Genomic DNA, 17,771 nt, shown 5'->3' on the forward strand with positions numbered 1-17,771 from the left:
CCTGGCGGTCGCGCCCACGGCGGCGGCCGCACATCATTGGAGCTTCTCCGTGTTCGCAGTGCTTCTGCTTCCTGGTGCGCTTCGCGCCTTTCTCCCCGCCCTGATCGGCCGGTCCGCTCTCGCCATGGGCGGCCTCGCTCTCCTCCTCGCCGTCCAGGAAAGCACGGGTTCGTACACACAGGCCGGTTTCGCGACCGCGGCGTTCGGCATCGCCAACGTCGTCGCCGCTCCCTGGCGGGCCCGGGCCGTCGACCGGGCCGGTCAGCGCATCGCGCTCAACACGATGGCGACGGGCCAGGCTTCGGGCTTCACCGCTCTCGCGTTCCTCGCGCGGGCCGAGGGGGTCGCCGATGTCTGGTTCTCCGTTCTCAGTGCGGTGATCGGACTGACGTCGCCACCCCTGGGGGCGGCGATGCGGACGATCTGGGCGTCGATCACGACACCCGGAGACCAGCGGACCAAGGCGTTCAGCATCGACGCGGTGGCCGAGGACCTCCTCTTCGTCGGTGGTCCCGTCGTCATCACCGCGGTCATCGTGGTCAGCTCTCCCAGCACCGGGCTCTGGGTGACCGCGGCAGCGGTCTCCCTCGGCACCGCCGCGATGACGTCCAGCGCGTCGTCGGGGGCACTGCGTGGAACGGGCGGCAGTGTCGCGCGGGGGGACCGTCCGCTGCGCCGGCCCGGATTCGTCAGGGTGCTGGTCGTCATCCTCGGCGTCGGCGGTGTCCTGGGCGCCGCCGAGATCGCAGCCCCGGCCATCGCCGCGCAACACGACGCGGTCGCGGCCTCGGGCTGGCTCCTGGCGGCCTTCGCCGGCGGAAGCGCCCTCGGAGGTCTGCTGTACGGGCATCTGAACCTCAAAGGCGGAATCGGCGAGAGGCTGTTCGCCCTGTGCGTCAGCATGGGGCTCGCCTCGGTGCTCGTCTCCCGGCTGGACGCCCTGGTCCTCTTCGGCGCGTGCCTCGCCCTCGTCGGATTCTTCCTCGCCCCCTGCCTGATCACGGGGTACCTCATCGCCGACACCATCGTTCCGGAGACCAGCCGGACGGAAGCCTCGACATGGATCAACACGTCGCTGAACCTCGGTGCCTCGCTGGCAGCCGCAGGGGCAGGAATCATCATCGACCGATCGGGCGTGTGGCCGGCCCTGCTGCTCGTGGGAGTGATCGCACTCGCACTCGCCCCGGCGGTGCCGGTCACCCAGCTGCGCAAGGCCCGGGCACCTGCCGTCCACAGCCCCGATCACTGCGAGCAAGGCTGATCGACGGGGTTGCGGGGCGGAGCTGACGCCGCTCGGGCGAGGTCGAGGTGGGAGGAGAGGGCGCTACCGGCGTGGGCCGGCTACTTCGGGTCGCGGTTGAACTGTGCCGTCGACCAGCGGTGGCCGATCGCGATCAGGCCGACGCACCAGGCGATCGCGATCCAGCCGTTGTCGCCGATCCCGGTGCCGAGAAGGAGGCCGCGGAGGGTCTCGATGGCGGGGGTGAAGGGCTGGTACTCGGCGATCGGCCGGAACCAGCCCGGCATCGTACCGGCCGGGATGAACGCGCTGGAGACGAGCGGCAGGAGGATCAGCGGCATCGCCATGTTGCCGGCTGCCTCCGGGTTCGGACTGGCCGCGCCCATCCCGACCGCGATCCAGGTGAGCGCCAGGGCGAACAGCGTGATCAGCCCGAACGCCGCGATCCATTCCAGTGCCGTGGCGTCCGTGGACCGGAAGCCCATCGCCACCCCGACGGCGCCGACGAGGACCACGCTCATCATGCACTGCGACACGCCGCCGACGACATGCCCGACGAGCAGGGAGCTCCGGTGGATCGCCATCGTGCGGAATCGGGCGGTGAGGCCCTGGGTCATGTCCACGCAGACGGACACCGCGGCCCCGATCACGGTGCTGCCGACGGTCATCAGCAGCAGGCCGGGAACGATGTAGGCGATGTAGTCGGAGCGGTTCGCGCCGCCGCCGCCGATGCCGGCGCTCATCACGTCGCCGAAGATGTAGACGAAGAGCAGCAGCATCATGATCGGCGTGAGCAGCAGGTTCAGGGTTCCGGACGGGTAGCGCCATGCGTGCAGGAGGTTGCGGCGCAGCATCGTGTGCGAGTCGCGGACGGCGAGGGACAGGGAGCTCATCGGGTCTTCTCCGTCGGCTGGTCGGGGACGCCGGCCGGGCCCGTCAGGGCGAAGAACACGTCGTCGAGGTCGGGGGTATGGACGGTGAGCTCGTCCGCCTCGATGCCTGCGGAGTCGAGGCGGTCGAGAACGGAGCGCAGTTCGCGCTGGCTGCCGTCGCTGGGGATGGACAGCGACAGTGCCTCGTCGTCGGGGACGCCCCCTGGCGGGGCGGAGCCGAGAGCTCGGGGGAGGATGACCTCGCGCAGGGCGTCGGCGGCGGAACGGTACGCGGCCGGGTCGTTGAAGCGGAGGCGGATATGCCCGCCGGGTATGAGCCGCTTGAGCTCTTCGGCGGTGCCCTCGGCGGCGATCCTTCCGTCGTTCAGCACGGCGATGCGGTCGGCGAGTTCGTCCGCCTCGTCCAGGTACTGGGTGGTGAGCAGGACGGTGACGCCGTCGGCGACGAGGCCGCGGATGATGCCCCACATGTTGTGACGGGAGCGGGGGTCGAGGCCGGTGGTCGGCTCGTCGAGGAAGATGATCCGCGGGCTGCCGACCAGCGTCATGGCGAGGTCGAGCCGGCGCTTCATCCCGCCGGAGTAGGCCGAGGCGGGCCTCTTCGCGGCCTCTACCAGGTCGAAGCGCTCCAGGAGTTCGGCGGCCACCCGCCGTCCCTCGTTCTTGGACAGGTGGTGCAGGTCCGCCATGAGGAGCATGTTCTCCTCGCCGGTGATCAAGCCGTCCACGGCGGAGAACTGTCCGGTGACACCGATCGCGGCACGGACCGACTGGGGGTCGGCGGCCACGTCGTGACCGCCCACGCGCACATCACCGGCGTCGGCGGTGATGAGCGTGGACAGGATCTTGACGGTGGTCGTCTTCCCGGCGCCGTTCGGGCCGAGCAGCGCGAACACGGACCCGGCCGGGATGCGCAGATCGATACCGTCGAGGACGACCTTCTCACCGTACGACTTGCGCAGCCCGACGGCTCGGACGGCGGTCGGCGACGGACGGCCGTCACCCTTTCTGGGTGTGGGCATGACAGATGGAGGCATGAGGGCTTCCTTCCGGAGGTTGGAGACACAGGGGGAGTGGAGACGTGCGGAACCCGGATCGAGTGACTGCCGTACCGCACGTCAGTGGTGTTGTGGTGGGCGACGGGGTCGGGCGGCCCGGCGCCGGACACCTGCTCGCCAGGGGGTTGGGCAGGGCTGAGCCGGGTGTCGCCGCCCTGGTCGACCACCCCGGCGGACAGGGTCCGTGGCGACTTCCGGCGGCCGGTCGGCTCGTGCCTGGTCACGCCGCGCCGAGGCGGCCGCGTCGAGGTGAACGAACCCGCGCGTGCGGGCCGCTGCGCCCACTGCGTGCGGGGACGGGTGCTACTTCTCGGCCGTACCGGCGGGGTCCCTGCTGATGGACTCCTGGTGGATGTCCGCGTAGGTGCGTGAGTCCTTGACCAGGTCGTCGCAGAACGCGGCGACGTCGTTGCCGATGAGTTGCAGGACGCCCTTGCCCTCGGCGGTGCCTTCCTCGAAGAAGTCGACGATCCCGGGGAGCAGGGGCCCGTCGGGCAGGTCGACCGGTCCGACCTTGAACAGGTACTTCTGCATCTCCTTGTAGACGATCCGGTAGTCCGGCGGGAGCGCCTTGACCCGCGCCGTGTGTGCCCGCCACTGCTTCTTGCCCTCGATGATGTCCTGGATGCCCATGTCAGCCTCCCAGCCGGCTCAGTTTCCTGGCGACGTTCCTGTTCAACTGCTGGCGCCACCGGTCGCGATAGGTTCGAGCACCCTCTCCACCGGCCAGCGCCGCGCAGAAGCCCCGGATGTCGTCGCCGAGGACCTCATGGACGCTCTGCCCGTCCGCCGCCGTCTCTTCGAGCAGCCCCAGGGCGGCGTCGAGGATCGGCATCAGGTTGCGGCCGGTGAAGTCCCCATGGGGATGGAGGTGGCCCTTGATCTGTTCCCACGCGGCCCGGTAGTCGTCCGGCAGGGCCTCGGCCCGGGCCTCGAACGCCTGCCAGTCCCTGGTGAGATCACTGCCTGTGACGGTCTCCCAGAAGTTCATCTCCCGCCCTCCTTGAGCCTGTCGATGCGTGATGAGACGTACTGCCATTTCGCCCAGAACTTCGCGAGCTCCTCGCGTCCGGCGTCGTTGAGCGCGTAGAACTTGCGCGGCGGACCCACCCCGGACGGCCGTTTCGTCACCTGGACGAGTTTGTTCCGCTCCAGCCGCAGCAGGATGGTGTACACCGTCCCCTCGACGACGTCCGCGAAGCCGAGCTCGTTCAGCTGACGGGTGATGGCGTACCCGTAGGTCTCCTCGCCGCCGATGATTTCGAGCACGCACCCTTCGAGCGTGCCTTTCAGCATCTCCGTCAGGTCGTCCATCGCGAGTCCTCCCCGGGTCCTAGCGGTACTGCGTAGCACCGAGTACCACTACACGGTACCACCGAGTAGTGGTGATGTCGGCACGGAGGCCCTGCCTTCTTCGGGCTGGAGGCCGCCTCCACCGCGACGCGCTGAACTCGGGGTGGACTCGCGGGGAGGGGCCCGGTCCTCCCGAGGTGGTACGAGTGTCGGCGGGCGCGGGCTCAGGCGGGCGCCGGGAGTCGGCTCTCGTCGTCCGGCGGGGCGGGGCGCTCATCGCGCGTCAAGGCGCACGCGGTCCCTGCCGCTGAGGGTGCACTGGCGAACTGGACTTCGGGACATGCCCTGGGGGGTTCGCTGGACGAGGGGGCGCGTGGATCGCCGGATCGCCCGAAAGCCAGTCCGTACATGAAGGGATCGTTCATGTACCGGATGCCTGCCCACGTCGGCGGAACCCGGCACAGGCCCACCGGCGGGCCACTCTCCTGGACGTGGGCACACGTGGGGCGCGCGCTCGCCCACCGGCACCAGATCCTTCGGGAGGGCGCAGACCGGGAGTGCGCCGGAAGGCGAGGGGAGAGCCCTCGTTTGCCCGCCAGGGGCAGGGGAACATCTGTCCGTATCAGTGGAATCGGGTCCGGTCCGGGACCGTGGCCGATGCCTGAACCCAACGGGTCCGTGGAGGATGGCGTTGGCGAGTGAACGCGTCCCCAATGACAGGCTGCGAGCTCTGCTGGCCGAGGCCGCATGGACCTCGGCGGCATTCGCGCGCGCTGTCAACGGCGCGGGCGCGGAAATCGGCCGGACACTGTCGTACGACCGGACCTCGGTCGCCCATTGGCTGGCGGGGGCACGGCCACGTCATCCGGTGCCCGACCTGGTGGCCGAAGTGCTCTCCCGCAAGCTCGGCCGGAGCATCACCGCGGCGGTGGCGGGCTTCCCCGACGGCAGCGCGCGGCGGGCCGGGCTCATCGGCCCCCGCGGCCGGGCCGGGGCAGTCGCCCGTCTCGCCGAACTGACGAGCACGGACGCCGACCCCGTGTACCGCCTGCCCCTTCAGCAGTCTCCCTATCTGGCGGCCGACCATGGCAAGCCTCGATGGCGGGAGTCCGCGGCGCGCCGGACGGGACCCGGCGTGCGTACCGCCGGGCCGCCGGCGGGGCGCGCGGAAGTCGCCTCGCTCAGGACCGCCGTGCGGGTGTTCGCGACGGGGCTGGACCTGCACGGCGGCGGCCATGCCGACGCCGCCCTCGCGGCCTTCCTCGCCGATGATCTCGTGCCCTGGCTGAACAGGCCCGCCAAGGAGAAGGTCCGAAGGGAACTGCTCACCGAGGCGGCCCACTTGGTGTTCGTGCGAGCGCGTATCCACAGCGACAGCGGATTCCACGGAGCGGCACAGCTCTTCTACGTCGCGGCGCTCCGGCTCGCCGACGAAGCCGACGATGTCTGCACCTGGGCGGTGATCCTGCGCGCGATGAGCAGCCAGGCACTGGCCCTCAACCACCGGCAGAAGGCCGTGCGGTACGGCGAGAACGCTTATGCCGCGCTGCCCGCGCGGTGCCCACCGGCGACCAGAGCGTTCGTCGCGGCACAGCTCGCGGTCGCGCGTGCGGCCGTCGGAAGGGGCCGCGACGCCCTGGAGGTCCTGAAGGACGCCGACCGGGCGGCGGGCGAAAGCCGCGCGACGGGGGACCCGTTCCAGGTGTATCCCAGGGCGGCCCTGGAGTTCCAGCGCGCCCAGACGCTGCGCGGACTCGGCGATGTCAAGGGCGCGATCGAGGCGCTGTCCGCCTCCTCCCGGCACCGGCATCCCGACGACCGCCGCGGCCATGCTCTGACCCACGCGGTCCGTACCAAGCTGTCGCTGCGGACGGGGCATGTCGAGGAGGCATGCGGCAGTTGGCGGGAATTCCTGGCGACCGGAGCGGGTCTCCAGTCCAGCAGCGTGGACGCCGCCAGATCCGAACTACGGCACGAGTTCATCCCGTACCGCTCGAACGCCACCGTCGGGGCGCTCCTCAGCGAGCAGCGGGAGGGCTGAGCCGATGCCCGACCGGGCCCGGGGCGGGCTCACCCGCCCTCCCGCTCCCTCTCCGCGCTACGACGCCAGCGGGACATGGATCAGGTGCGGCTCCGGCGCGCCGATCGTCTCGCTGAGGAGGTTCTTGAGCTCATTGGGGGAGTGCGCCCGCTCCGCCGTGACGCCGTAGGCGGTGGCCAGCCCCATGATGTCGATGCCGGGCAGATCCAGCCCCGGCACCGGACCGGTGCCCAGCGTCCGGCCCCAGTTCTTGAGTATCCCGTACTCGCTGTTGTCCAGCACCAGGACGGTGAGGGGTATCCGGTAGTGGGCGGCGGTCCACAGGGCCTGGAGGGTGTACTGGACGGAGCCGTCACCGATGACGGCCACCACCGGACGCTCAGGGCAGGCCAGTTGGACGCCGACGGCACCGGCCAGACCGAAGCCCAGACCGCCCGCGCCGGTGAAGTAGAAGCTGCCGGGACGCGAACTGGCCGCCGACCGCCAGTAGGCGGGCAGCTGTTGGGCCGCCTCGTTGACGACGATCGCGTCCCCGGGCAGCACCTTCGCGAGTGTGGCGAAGACCTCGCCGTCGTGCAGGACGCCCTCCGGGGCCAGGGCGGGTCTCGGGGTGGGACTCGTGCGCGGACGACGCATGGCCCCGTTCCGCGGCCGGTGGCCCCTCCGTTCCAGCAGACGGTCGAGCGTCCCGGCGGCGGCGACCGGCGATCCGAGGCAGGAACTCCCGGTGACCGAGCGCACCGCCTCCTCGGGGTCCGAGGTGATCTGCGCCAGGCGGGTCCCCGGAGCCACCGGCGGGCCTCCCGTCCACTGGTAGTACGTGAAGACGGGGGCACCCAGCGCCAGCACCAGATCGTGTCCGGCCAGGGTGTCCGCCACCTCGTCCGCGGCGGACGGCAAGGGGCCGCGCGCGGCGGCATGCGCGCTGGGGAAGCCCGCCCGGGGCGTGAAGGCGGGGAGCCAGACCGGCGCGTCCAGCCGCTCCGCCAGTGCCACCACCGCGGTGTATCCCGCCTCGGTGTCCAGTTCAGGGCCCGCGATCAGGGCCGGTGCGCGGGCCTCCGCGAGCTGGCGGGCCAGATCGCTGAGCGCGTCCGGGGCAGGCACGCTGTCGCTCGTACGCGCCCTGTGGTGGGCTTCGTGCCGGGCCTCTTCGGACGGCGGATCGAGCTCCTGGTCCCAGTCGTCCATCGGGACCGACACGCAGACGGGCCCGGACGGCGCCTGGGCCGCGCGCAGGATCGCCTGGCCGAGGATCTCGGGAGTGTCCTCGGCCCGTGCCGGTTCGGCGGTGTGCTTGACCGCGCCCTGCGCCAGTGCGAGCGGGCCCCGGTTGACGAGCAGGGCCGGGGTGGGCAGGGCGGCCCTGACCTGCTGCCCGGCCAGCGCCACCACGGGGCTTCGGGCCCCGGAGGCGTTGACCAGGGAACCCATGGCGTTGCCGAGACCGGTGGCCGTGTGCAGATTGACCAGGGTCGGACGGCCGGTGGCCTGGGCGTATCCGTCGGCCATGGCGGTCGCGGTCGACTCGTTGAGCGCCAGCACGTAGCTGAAGTCCTCCGGAAGGTGGGCGAGGAAGGGGAGTTCGGTGCTGCCGGGGTTGCCGAAGATGACACGCATGTCGTGGTGCCTGAGGAGTTCATGGGTGGTCTGCCGGACAGTGTTCACGGGTACCTGCTTCGTTGGTCGTCGTACCGGACGGGTTCAGATCCGCGGCGGGGACGCCATCCGCTTCTCCGCGAGATCGTCGGCCACCGCACTGGGCGAGGCGCCCGAGTCGGCCGCGGCCGTGAGGATCGACAGGGTCGTGGCGTAGATCGGGTCCATCTGTTCACGGGCACGGGCACGGGCACGGTCGGGGCTCCGGGACGCGGAGCATCCGCTGTACTCCCGCGCGACATGGATGACGCCGCCCGCGTTCACGACGTAGTCCGGCGCGTAGACGATGTCCCGGTCGACCAGCCGCTCCTCGGCCCCGGCGTAGCCGAGCTGATTGTTGGCGGCGCCGCAGACAACGGGCGCCCGCAGCCTGTTCACGGCCACCCGGTCGAGCGCTCCGCCCAGTGCGCAGGGCGAGTAGATGTCCATCTCCGCGTCGAGCAGCGCCTTGGCGTCGGCGACGATCCTGGCCTCGGGGAACCTCACCTGGGTACGCGCGACCGCGTCGGCGCGGATGTCGGACGCCAGCACCGTCGCCCCCGCCTCGGTCAGCAGCCCAACGAGGTGCTGACCGACCTTGCCCAGGCCGCAGACGCCCACCCGGAGGCCGCGCAGATGCGGCTCCCCCCAGCGCACCGCCGCGCAGGCACGCATCCCCTGGAGCACCCCGTACGCGGTGGCCGCCGAAGGATCCCCCACGCCTCCGGCCGCAGGGGAGCGCCCGACGACATGATCCGTCTCCTCGCCGACGACATCCATGTCGGCCGTGTCGGTGCCCACGTCGCAGGCGGTCACGTACCGGCCTGCCAGGGACTCGACGAAACGGCCGTAGGAGTGCAGGAGCCCGGGAGTCTTGAGCAGGGCGGGGTCACCGATGATGACGGCTTTCCCGCCGCCGTAGGGCAGGCCGGCGAGGGCGTTCTTGTACGACATCCCGCGGGCGAGGTTCAGGGAGTCCAGCACGGCGTCGGCGCTGCTGCCGTACGCACGGAACCGGGTGCCTCCGAGGGCGGGGCCCAGTGCGGTGGAGTGGACGGAGACGACGGCCTTCAGCCCCACCGTACGGTCCTGGCACAGCAGTACCTGTTCGTGGGCGGGGCCTCGTACCCCCGCCGTGCCCGGGGCGAAGATCCTTTCCGCGAGATCGAGGGTGTCGGACACAGCGGGGGAGGCGAGGGGACGGGTGGATTCGGCGGTGCTCGGATGCGGCACGGGGAGCGCCTTCCTTGAGGTGGCTGCGCGGGCGGTGGACGGAGAGCCCCGGCGATCGAGGGGCCGCGCGACGGGCCTCGCTCGGAGGGGAACTCCGTCGCGTAATAGCGGTGTTGATATCGGCGCCGCATCAGGCGGCTCTGCCGTGACGGCCTCGTGACCGACGTACCTGCGGCCCGGCGCCCCCGACCGGCGCGGCAGCGCGTTCACCTCGCCGGGCTTCTCGTTCGGGTCATGTCTCTTGGCGTGCCCGCGGTCGTCGGAGTAATCGCGGTCCCCTCCGGCGAGCGTGTTGAACGTGTTGCGCGGGCACGCCCAGTGCCGACCGGACCTTCGGACGGCGGCGGGACGGGTCAGGAGCCGCTGCGGCGCACCTGATGGAGTGCATGCCGAAGGGGGACGGCCTTGGGGAGGCCGATCCGGGCCGGGCGGACGGACGAGTCACCCGGCGGCTGCCCCCGAGGCGTACTGGGGGAAGGCTTCCCGCACTCGGACTTCGCCCACCTGGAGGGGTACCGAAGGCCGTCCTCACGGATGCCGAAGTCCGTCATGGAGACATCAGGCGGTCGCGCCGAATTCATCCAGTTCGCCGGAACGCCGTGGGCAACGGCTTCCGCCGTCAGTACGCGTCGTCCGCTACAGCGTCCGGCCATCCCGCCTGGGGGCTGGTCAGGGACCACGGGGATATGTCGGCTCAGCCGGACACGTTGCCCTTGTTCAGGCCCAGTTCGGCCGATCGCTTCCCCAGCGGCTGGATGCGCGGTCCCAGTTCGCGGGTGCGCCGTCGTAGTGGACCGGGGGCAGGGCGTGACGCAGCAGACCGTACGGCGATTCGGTCTCGGTGAGCCAGGCGGCCGGGTCGTCACGGGCGAAGTGGCCCTGTACGGGAGTGGGCTGGACGCCGTGCAGCAGCCAGGAGGCCGTGCCTGCCAGGGAGAGGCGGAGATGCCGCCCGTCACCGGTGGCCTGGCGGTCGGTCAGTGCGCGCAGGACCGCGGCGGCCAGCAGATACCCGGTTCCGTGGTCCAGCGCCTGCGCGGGCAGTACGCCGGGGCGGCCGTCGTCCGTGGCCTCGATCGCGGCGATACCGGTACCGGCCTGGACCAGGCTGTCGAAACCGCGGCGCCCGGCCCAGGGGCCGGACCACCCCCAGGCGCACAGTTGCGCGACGATCAGGCCGGGATGCCGGGCCAGGAGTGCGTCGGGGGCCAGTCCGTGCCGGTCCAGGGCGCCGGGCCGGTAGCCGGTCACCACGACGTCCGCCTCGCTCAGAAGGCCCTCGAAGACGCGCCGGTCACCGGGGGCCGCGAGATCCAGCAGCGTGGAGCGTTTGCCCATGCCGGTGTCGGCGTGGGCGTCCGCGTCCTCGGGGAGTCGCGGGGCGTCCACGCGCAGCACGTCGGCGCCCAGCAGCGCCAGGGTGCGGGTCGCTACGGGACCGGCGATGACGCGGGTCAGGTCCAGGACCCGCACCCCCTGGGCGGGCACGGATGCGGGCGTCAGCAGCCGGGGGCTGCTCCGACCCGCACGCCGCGTCTCGACCAGAGCGGGCCGGTCGGATGTCGGCGCGGGTGCGGGTGCAGGTGTGGGCCCGGTGCCGGTTGCGGGTGTGGGTGCGGGAGTCACCGCCACGGCCAGGCCGTCCGCCGCGTAGACGGTTTCCTGGACCTCCAGGGCCGGACGCGATGCCAGTTCCTTCGCGAGCACACCCACCAGCGTCTGGTCAGGTCCCGTGTCCGCGATACCCAGCGCGTCGAGCAGCCGGGCCCGGTGGTGCGGATAGTTGGCGTGGGTGCGCACCCATCCGTCGGACGTCTGCCAGAACCCGGACAGCGGGGCGAAGGAGGTCGGAGCCCGGCCGTCGATCCTCAGATGGCGTTCGCTCACGAACGCGGTGGCCACCGCCGCCTCGTCCACCCGCACCGCGGGCACCGGCACGCCGTTGCGCAGGGCCAGCAGTTCCGCCGCCGCCAGCGACGAAACCCCCACACAGGCGCGCGCCAGTTCCCGGACCGGCAGACGCGACGGCAGGACAGCGCCCGCCCCCTCGAAGCGCACCCTCTCGACGAGCCGGCCCCGGCCTCCGAGCACCGCCCAGGCATACGCGGTGGCCGCGTCCTCGGTGTACGTCATCCGTCCATTGTGCTGCGCGTCCCAGGTCCCTGTGCGGCGGGACCCAGGGTGACGCTGGAACCCGCCTGCCGGTGTCGATGTCAGTGGCGGTTCCTACGATGCGGCCATGAGCATGGTCGGAAAGTATGTCCGCCTCACCCCCGCCGAGCTGAACCGGGCCGTTCTGCATCCCGACTGGGCCCGGTAGTTCGTCGAGGAGCGCATGGCCGCGGAGCCGGGTGACGGCACACCGGCCCCTGGGAGCCGCCTCCACAGCACCGGGAAGATGTGGCACACGCTGGAGCGTCTGCTCAGACTCCGGGGTGTCGAGGTGAATGTGGTGCACGGCGAGGAGGAGTTCCCGGCGCGGAGGACTGGGGGTACGGAGCGCCCCGGATGATCCGACCGGAGCGGGTGCGGGACGCCGCCGGGGCGATGGCGGCGATCGCCCCGGAGGGACTCGTCGAGCGGGTCACCCCGGCGGAGTTGGCGGACGCGGGGACCTACCCCTACGCGGGCGGCTCCGACCCCGGGCCGCGGCTGGACGACGTGGCGGTCGCGTACCAGGATCTCGCCGCCTTCTTCCGGACGGCGGCCCGTCTCCGCCAAGGCATGCTGGTCTGGATCGGCTGAGCCGTTTGCTGCGGGGCCGACCCGGGGCGGGCGACTCGGCGGTCCGGTACGGGGTGCTCATCCCTGCCCGTCCGCTGCGGAGCGCCCGGTTCGGTACGCGACGCTCCGCTCATGGGACTCCGTCGGCCCGCCGCCCGGGGGGGCTCACCCACCGCAGAGGCCGCGTTGGGTGAGCCCCCCCGGGCCGGGAAGGCCCTGACCGCGGCCGACCGCCCGTCCGTACCCCTACCGCGCGGTCGTCGGCGCTCACACGTGGCTCAGCCTGTGACGAGACGGTCCCCGGCGATGCCCGCCCTGTCGGGCCGGTAGTAGTCCCGGATGCCGTCCGCCCATACGGCGACCGGGACCCGGTCGCCCTCCACCGGGGCGAAGGCGTCGAACAGGGCCTCGATGTTGGCCGGTTCGAACCCGATGGCGACCATCAGCGCGAGGAAGTCGGGCCGCTCGACCAGTCCGTCGCCGTCCGGATCGCCCAGCTCCGCCAGCGCGTCCGCGAACACGTCCACGGCCCCGTCGAACCGCTGCGGCTCCAGGACGACCGCCGTGAACTCCTGAGGGCTGATCCGCCCGTCGCCGTCCGCGTCAAGTTCCGCCGTCAAGGTGGCGCCGTACCCGCGGAAGGCGTCGAGCAGCGCCTGTCCGGCCTCCTCCTTGGCGGCCGGCAGGGCGTCGACCGTCCGGCGGGCCATCAGATCGAAGTCGGCCGGCTCAAGGTAGCCGTTGCCGTCGGCGTCGAAGAGCGTGAACACGAGCTGCGCTCGGGCGACGGCCTCGGTGGTGGGCATGACGGAACACCTCTGCTTCCAGGTGGGTAGGTGGACCGGGGACGTGTCCCACCGGTCGCCTCCACTATCCGGCGGCCCTCCGGCCCGATCAGCCGAAAATCGTGAGGTTGTACACGAACGAAGGCAAACCCCGGCTTCCACGCATGGTGCGCCCGAGGACGGGAAACGACCCGGCCTGCCGGACCCGACCCCGGTCCGCCGTCGCGGAATTCGATCGTCCACGCCCCTGACCTCGGTCTACGCTGCCGCGATGGAACGAACGGACCCGGGTATGGACATGGACGAGGAGCACTGCCGGATCTGCGGCTACGGGGAGGACGGGCTGACCTGGGAGTCCGGCTGGCCGACCGCCGGGATCTGCTCCTGCTGCGGTACGGAATCCGGCATCGGCGACATGGGCGAGCCGGGCACCTGGGAAGGGCTCCAGGGCATCCGGAACTACCGCGGCTACTGGGTCGGCAACGGTGCCCGCTGGCATTCCCCGAGCCTGCGTCCCAAGGACTGGGACCTCCTCACCCAACTTGGCGGCATCCCGCCCGAATGGCGCTGACGGTTCGTCGGTCGGCAGGTCTCCGCGCGGGCTTCGGCCGGCCCCCTCGTCCGTGCGGCGGAACAGCGCGAGATCCCTTGGGGCTACAGCCCTGGGGGCTCTCCGCGCTCCGGAACGCCGGACCGTCTCGACGTCCCCGCGGTGGGAGCGCCAGGTCGAAACGGCTTTCGGACGAGGCTCCGAGGCGCCCTTGTCGCTTCTGAACCGCAGGTGGTTAGCTCCCGACCGCTGACATCCGTGTATTCGTCAGTCATATGCTCATCGCCATTCGAGAGGGGCTTTGTGATGTTCCGGAGCACGTGGGTCAAGACAGCGGCAGCGGGCGCCATGGCAGTGGGAGCGCTCAGCCTGGGGATGAGTCCGGCGGTGGCCGCGCCGTACTGGCAGCCGTTCGTCTCCAACGGCCCCAACCAGACCTGCGGCCAGACGACCACCCACTACGCGTCGAACAATGTCGCGATGCAGACCTGCATCTTCCGCAACCCGGCCAACAACACCTACCAGGCCGTCGCCGTGGTGGTGAACAACGCTCCGGCCACGGTCACGGTGGACCTCGCCGCGCATGTGATCCACACCCACGGGACGAACGCGTCCTGCCACAAGACGAGGTTCCTCTCCGGGCAGCGTCTCGCCTGTTACGGCCCCACCCGGCCGCTGGCGGCGGGCGAGGCCAACGAGGCGTGGAGCGAGATCACCCTCAACAACACCTACAAGGACACGACGAGGGCCGTCGTCTACGGCCGGGGCTGACCGGCGGGCAGGCGGACCGCTCCCGCTGAAGGGCGCGGCGGACCTGGGTCCCGTTGAGAAGGACGAAGTCGCGGTGGTCCCGCTCGCGCAGGCGGGACCACCGCGATCTGCTGTGCGTGCACCGCGCGGGGCGCCCTTCCCCGGAAGGCGGTTGCCGTCCTCGGGACCGTCGTCGCGCGGCTTCACCGAACCCGGTCGGGCCGCCCGTCCCGTCGCCGTCGTTCATCCGGGGACGTGGGACGTGGGACGGGCCCGGGGGGCGTGGCACGGTGGTGCGACGGCGCCCAGGGGACGGGCCTCAGGCCTTCTCGGGCAGGTGGGCGGCCAGCGCCCGCAGACCCTCCAGCACCTCGTCGGCGGTGGGCGCGGAGTCGGGGTCGGTGAGGTGCTGCATCATCAGGCCGCTGACGAGGGCGAGCTGTACCGAGCCGAGGGTGCGGATCGTCGCTTCGGAGAGCTCGCTCTCGACGCCGCCGGTGACCTCGCGCGCCATGCCGCTGCGTCCCTGCCGCAGCCCGGCGGCAACCTGCGCACGCAGTTCCGGCGCGGCGCTCGACACCCAGCGCGCGATGGCCCGCCACACCCCCGTCCACGCCTATGACTTCGCCGAGGCCGAGTCCCCGTACTTCAAGAGCGTGCCGCGACCGGCGAGCTTCTCGCTCGGCACCGGTCATATGGTCGACCTGGCCTACCTGTTCGACAACGACCTGTTCGAGCCGCTCGACGCCACGCAAACCAAGCTGTCGGACACGGTGATCGGCCACTGGAGCCGGTTCGCGGCCACCGGGCAGATGGCGGGGCACGGCCTGCCCGGATGGAAGCGGTTCACGACCCGCGATCCCTATGTGCAGCGGCTCGCGTCCGACCGCGCCGGGCGCACCGACTTCGCGGCCGACCACCACCACGCCTTCTGGACGGCACTCGCCACCTCATGATCCTTTCCTCGGCCCGCCCCTGGTCGAGCAGGGGCCGGACGGCGCTCTCCTCGGTCGATCAGCCGTTCAGAGCCTCGGTGATCTGGCGGGTGGTCTGCGCGGCGACGCGGGGGTTGACGGCGGCGTAGCAGGTGTAGGCGTTCAGGCCGGTGGCCAGGGCCCAGCCACGGCCCCGGGTCCAGGTCGCGTCGTCGACGCCGAGCGCGGTACGGAAGGCGGCGCGGCTTCTGGCGGACATCAGGGTGAAGGCGATGATCAGGTCGCACGCCGGATCGCCGATGCCCAGCCCGCCGAAGTCGATGACCGCGCTGAGGCGGCCGTCGCGGGTCAGCAGGTTGCCGGTGTGGAAGTCGCCGTGGAACCACACCGGCGGGCGGTCCCATCCGGGGGCGCTCAGCGCCGCGTCCCACAGCTCGGTCATGGCCGCGGCGTCGAACGTACCGCCGACCTCCGCGATCGCCGCCCGCGTATCACGGTCCCGGTCGGCCAGCGGCTCACCCATCAGGTCCCCGCGAGCGTTCCCGACCTGGAGGTCCGCGGGCGGGAACGACTGAAGGGCGACGAGGAACTCCGCCAGTTGGACGGCGGCCCCGGGCGAGTCGCCCAACGCCCCGACGGTCGCCACCTCGCCGTCCAGCCAGCGGGACACCGCCCACGGCCAGGGATAGCCGAAGCCGGGCTCACCCACCCCCACCGGCACCGGGACGGCCAACGGCAGATTCGGAGCGAGCCTGGGCAGCCACTCCGTCTCCTTCGCGGCCTGTCCGATGGCTCCCGTGTGACGGGGCAGCCGGACGGACAGGTCGTCGCCCAGCCGGTGGATCACATGGTCCGAACCGGCCGGGTCGAGCAGCTTGAGAGGCAGCTCGGCCCACTGCGGGAACTGCGTGTCGATCAGGCGCCTGGCCAGTGCGGTATCGATCGCGGGGCGGGGCTCCGCGGTACTCCCGGTGGTCATGGACAACTCCTGCGGTGGGCCCGCTCGATGCGACGGACGGTCGGAGCCATCACAGCCCCTCGCGTACCGTCTGTCGATCGGATTTCCCGCCCGACCGGCTCACCGCCCGACCGGTCGGCCGTCCTTCGCCGCACGAACACCACCTGCCTGCCTGCCTGCTTACCCACCTGTCGGAGCCGACCCGACGCCTTCCCCATGGACCCGGGGGTCCGCCGCCGGCATCGCGCTGTGCGCGCCTCCACCCGGGACGCCGGGTGGATGACCTTGAGGCGGACGCCTCATGTCGCCGTAGGTGGCTTCGAAGGGCTCCGTGGAGCGATTCCAGGCCGTGCGCGGGTCCCGATTTCGGCGGGCCGTGACGCCGGGCGGCGAAATCCCTGTGCGGCGATCTGGCGAGCTTTCGCGCTTCGCGCGTAGGGGGGATCAAGTGGATGCCTGGATGGCCGCTATTGAGGCGTTCGTGGGACTTCTTGAGTCGACTGTAATGCTGATGCCGGGTGTGCTAAACCTAGTTCGCGGTTCTATGGTGAACCTTGCGGAACAGGGCCTCGCCGATCGGCGGGACCCCTGCGCCGACCTCCGTCCGACGCCATGCGGCTCCCGCCTCGGTGGGTGGGAGCGCGGTTCGTCGTGCCAGAAAAGAGAGCGCCCCTGTGACCGGTCCCGGCATTCCCTCCGACCTTCCGGCCGACACCATCGCCACCGCACCCCCTACGGCACCCGCACCCGCCACCGACACGGCGCCCGCCACCGACACCGCACTCGTCACCACACCGGCACCCGCACCCGCGTCCACCACCGGCAACGTGGGGGACACGTCGTACACCGGCAGTCAGATCCAGGTCCTGGAGGGCCTGGAGGCGGTGCGCAAGCGGCCCAGTATGTACATCGGTTCGACCTGCGAGCGCGGACTGCACCACCTGGTCCACGAGATCGTCGACAACTCGGTCGACGAGGCCCTCGCGGGGCACGCGGACCGCATCGACGTCACGATCCTGGCCGACGGCGGGATCAAGGTCGTCGACAACGGCCGCGGCATCCCGGTGGACATCGTGGCGTCCGAGGGCAGGCCCGCCCTGGAGGTCGTACTGACGGTGCTGCACGCGGGCGGCAAGTTCGGCGGCGGCGGCTACGCGGTCTCCGGCGGTCTGCACGGCGTGGGCATGTCGGTGGTCAACGCCCTGTCGACGCGGGTGGAGGCGGAGGTGCGTTACGGCGGGCACCGCTGGAGCCAGGAGTACGAGAAGGGTGTGCCGACCGCTCCGCTCAAGCAGCACGAGGAGACCTCCGAGACCGGCACCTCGCTGACGTTCTGGGCCGACGGCGACATCTTCGAGACCACCGAGTACTCCTTCGAGACGCTGTCGCGCCGCTTCCAGGAGATGGCCTTCCTCAACAAGGGTTTGACGATCAAACTCACGGACGAGCGCGACTCCGCGAAGGCCACGGCCGGTGCCGACACCGACCAGCCGAGCGACGACACCGATGCGCACGCGCGCACGGTCTCGTACCACTACGAGGGCGGCCTGGTCGACTTCGTGAAGTACCTCAACTCCCGCAAGGGCGAGGTGGTGCACGAGACCGTCATCGACATCGAGGCCGAGGACAAGGACAGGCTCCTGTCCCTTGAGGTCGCGATGCAGTGGAACAGC

The 17,771-nt window shown here is 71.3% G+C and carries 18 protein-coding genes; 7 read left to right on the top strand and 11 right to left on the bottom strand.

What is annotated here, in order from left to right:
• Positions 1–49: 49 nt before the first annotated feature.
• Entirely contained in the window at positions 50–1,261 is a 1,212-nt protein-coding gene (locus tag AB852_RS00970) for an MFS transporter (protein WP_073782613.1), read from the top strand.
• Between the two features lie 80 nt (positions 1,262–1,341).
• Here AB852_RS00970 and AB852_RS00975 read toward each other — a convergent pair whose 3' ends face one another.
• From AB852_RS00975 to AB852_RS00995, 5 genes are all read right to left on the bottom strand, one after another.
• Entirely contained in the window at positions 1,342–2,133 is a 792-nt protein-coding gene (locus AB852_RS00975) for an ABC transporter permease (RefSeq protein ID WP_073782615.1), read from the bottom strand.
• The gene (locus tag AB852_RS00980; RefSeq protein ID WP_178390918.1) at positions 2,130–3,170 is read right to left on the bottom strand and encodes an ATP-binding cassette domain-containing protein; all 1,041 of its coding nucleotides are present in this window, start codon (positions 3,168–3,170) and stop codon (positions 2,130–2,132) included. Before AB852_RS00980 ends, AB852_RS00975 begins: the two co-directional genes overlap by 4 nt.
• Positions 3,171–3,494: 324 nt before the next feature.
• On the bottom strand, positions 3,495–3,824 hold the full coding sequence (locus tag AB852_RS00985; protein ID WP_073782619.1) for a DUF1048 domain-containing protein: 330 nt from the start codon (positions 3,822–3,824) through the stop codon (positions 3,495–3,497).
• Position 3,825: 1 nt separating this feature from the next.
• On the bottom strand, positions 3,826–4,182 hold the full coding sequence (locus tag AB852_RS00990) for a DUF1048 domain-containing protein (protein ID WP_073782621.1): 357 nt from the start codon (positions 4,180–4,182) through the stop codon (positions 3,826–3,828).
• Positions 4,179–4,505 (bottom strand): PadR family transcriptional regulator, encoded by a 327-nt coding sequence (locus tag AB852_RS00995; RefSeq protein WP_073782623.1) that lies wholly within the window; start codon positions 4,503–4,505, stop codon positions 4,179–4,181. The genes AB852_RS00990 and AB852_RS00995 overlap by 4 nt, the downstream gene beginning before the upstream one ends.
• Positions 4,506–5,175: 670 nt before the next feature.
• On the opposite strand from AB852_RS00995, the gene AB852_RS39470 reads away from it, so the two are divergent.
• The gene (locus AB852_RS39470) at positions 5,176–6,525 is read left to right on the top strand and encodes an NsdA family TPR-like regulatory protein (protein ID WP_073782625.1); all 1,350 of its coding nucleotides are present in this window, start codon (positions 5,176–5,178) and stop codon (positions 6,523–6,525) included.
• A 57-nt stretch (positions 6,526–6,582) separates the two neighbouring features.
• Here AB852_RS39470 and mdlC read toward each other — a convergent pair whose 3' ends face one another.
• The 3 genes from mdlC to AB852_RS01015 form a co-directional block, all read right to left on the bottom strand.
• A complete protein-coding gene (gene mdlC, locus AB852_RS01005; RefSeq protein WP_073782627.1) occupies positions 6,583–8,193 on the bottom strand; it encodes a benzoylformate decarboxylase in 1,611 nt (536 codons plus the stop codon).
• A gap of 36 nt (positions 8,194–8,229) precedes the next feature.
• Positions 8,230–9,315 (bottom strand): Glu/Leu/Phe/Val family dehydrogenase, encoded by a 1,086-nt coding sequence (locus AB852_RS01010; RefSeq protein WP_073785213.1) that lies wholly within the window; start codon positions 9,313–9,315, stop codon positions 8,230–8,232.
• A 798-nt stretch (positions 9,316–10,113) separates the two neighbouring features.
• A complete protein-coding gene (locus AB852_RS01015; protein WP_079184212.1) occupies positions 10,114–11,529 on the bottom strand; it encodes a CoA transferase in 1,416 nt (471 codons plus the stop codon).
• 375 nt (positions 11,530–11,904) lie between these two features.
• Between AB852_RS01015 and AB852_RS38275 the strand changes: the two genes are divergently transcribed.
• Complete coding sequence (locus AB852_RS38275) at positions 11,905–12,141, top strand: DUF1877 family protein (protein ID WP_107499099.1); 237 nt, start codon at positions 11,905–11,907, stop codon at positions 12,139–12,141.
• 257 nt (positions 12,142–12,398) lie between these two features.
• Here AB852_RS38275 and AB852_RS01025 read toward each other — a convergent pair whose 3' ends face one another.
• On the bottom strand, positions 12,399–12,926 hold the full coding sequence (locus tag AB852_RS01025) for an EF-hand domain-containing protein (protein WP_073782629.1): 528 nt from the start codon (positions 12,924–12,926) through the stop codon (positions 12,399–12,401).
• 250 nt (positions 12,927–13,176) lie between these two features.
• On the opposite strand from AB852_RS01025, the gene AB852_RS01030 reads away from it, so the two are divergent.
• Positions 13,177–13,476: a hypothetical protein gene (locus tag AB852_RS01030; protein WP_245876559.1), complete on the top strand. Its 300-nt coding sequence runs from the start codon at positions 13,177–13,179 to the stop codon at positions 13,474–13,476.
• Positions 13,477–13,761: 285 nt separating this feature from the next.
• Entirely contained in the window at positions 13,762–14,226 is a 465-nt protein-coding gene (locus tag AB852_RS01035; protein ID WP_143201158.1) for a hypothetical protein, read from the top strand.
• Positions 14,227–14,524: 298 nt separating this feature from the next.
• Here AB852_RS01035 and AB852_RS01040 read toward each other — a convergent pair whose 3' ends face one another.
• On the bottom strand, positions 14,525–14,719 hold the full coding sequence (locus AB852_RS01040) for a hypothetical protein (RefSeq protein ID WP_245876560.1): 195 nt from the start codon (positions 14,717–14,719) through the stop codon (positions 14,525–14,527).
• On the opposite strand from AB852_RS01040, the gene AB852_RS01045 reads away from it, so the two are divergent.
• Positions 14,718–15,161: a carboxylesterase family protein gene (locus AB852_RS01045; RefSeq protein WP_107499151.1), complete on the top strand. Its 444-nt coding sequence runs from the start codon at positions 14,718–14,720 to the stop codon at positions 15,159–15,161. The genes AB852_RS01040 and AB852_RS01045 overlap by 2 nt on opposite strands.
• A gap of 58 nt (positions 15,162–15,219) precedes the next feature.
• Here AB852_RS01045 and AB852_RS01050 read toward each other — a convergent pair whose 3' ends face one another.
• Positions 15,220–16,119, bottom strand: coding sequence for an aminoglycoside phosphotransferase family protein (locus tag AB852_RS01050; protein ID WP_073782641.1), 900 nt, complete (start codon positions 16,117–16,119; stop codon positions 15,220–15,222).
• A gap of 695 nt (positions 16,120–16,814) precedes the next feature.
• Between AB852_RS01050 and AB852_RS40380 the strand changes: the two genes are divergently transcribed.
• The coding region (locus AB852_RS40380; RefSeq protein ID WP_483883351.1) for an ATP-binding protein at positions 16,815–17,771 on the top strand (957 nt) is incomplete at its 3' end.

The organism is Streptomyces uncialis, assembly GCF_001905345.1.
Classification (GTDB): domain Bacteria; phylum Actinomycetota; class Actinomycetes; order Streptomycetales; family Streptomycetaceae; genus Streptomyces; species Streptomyces uncialis.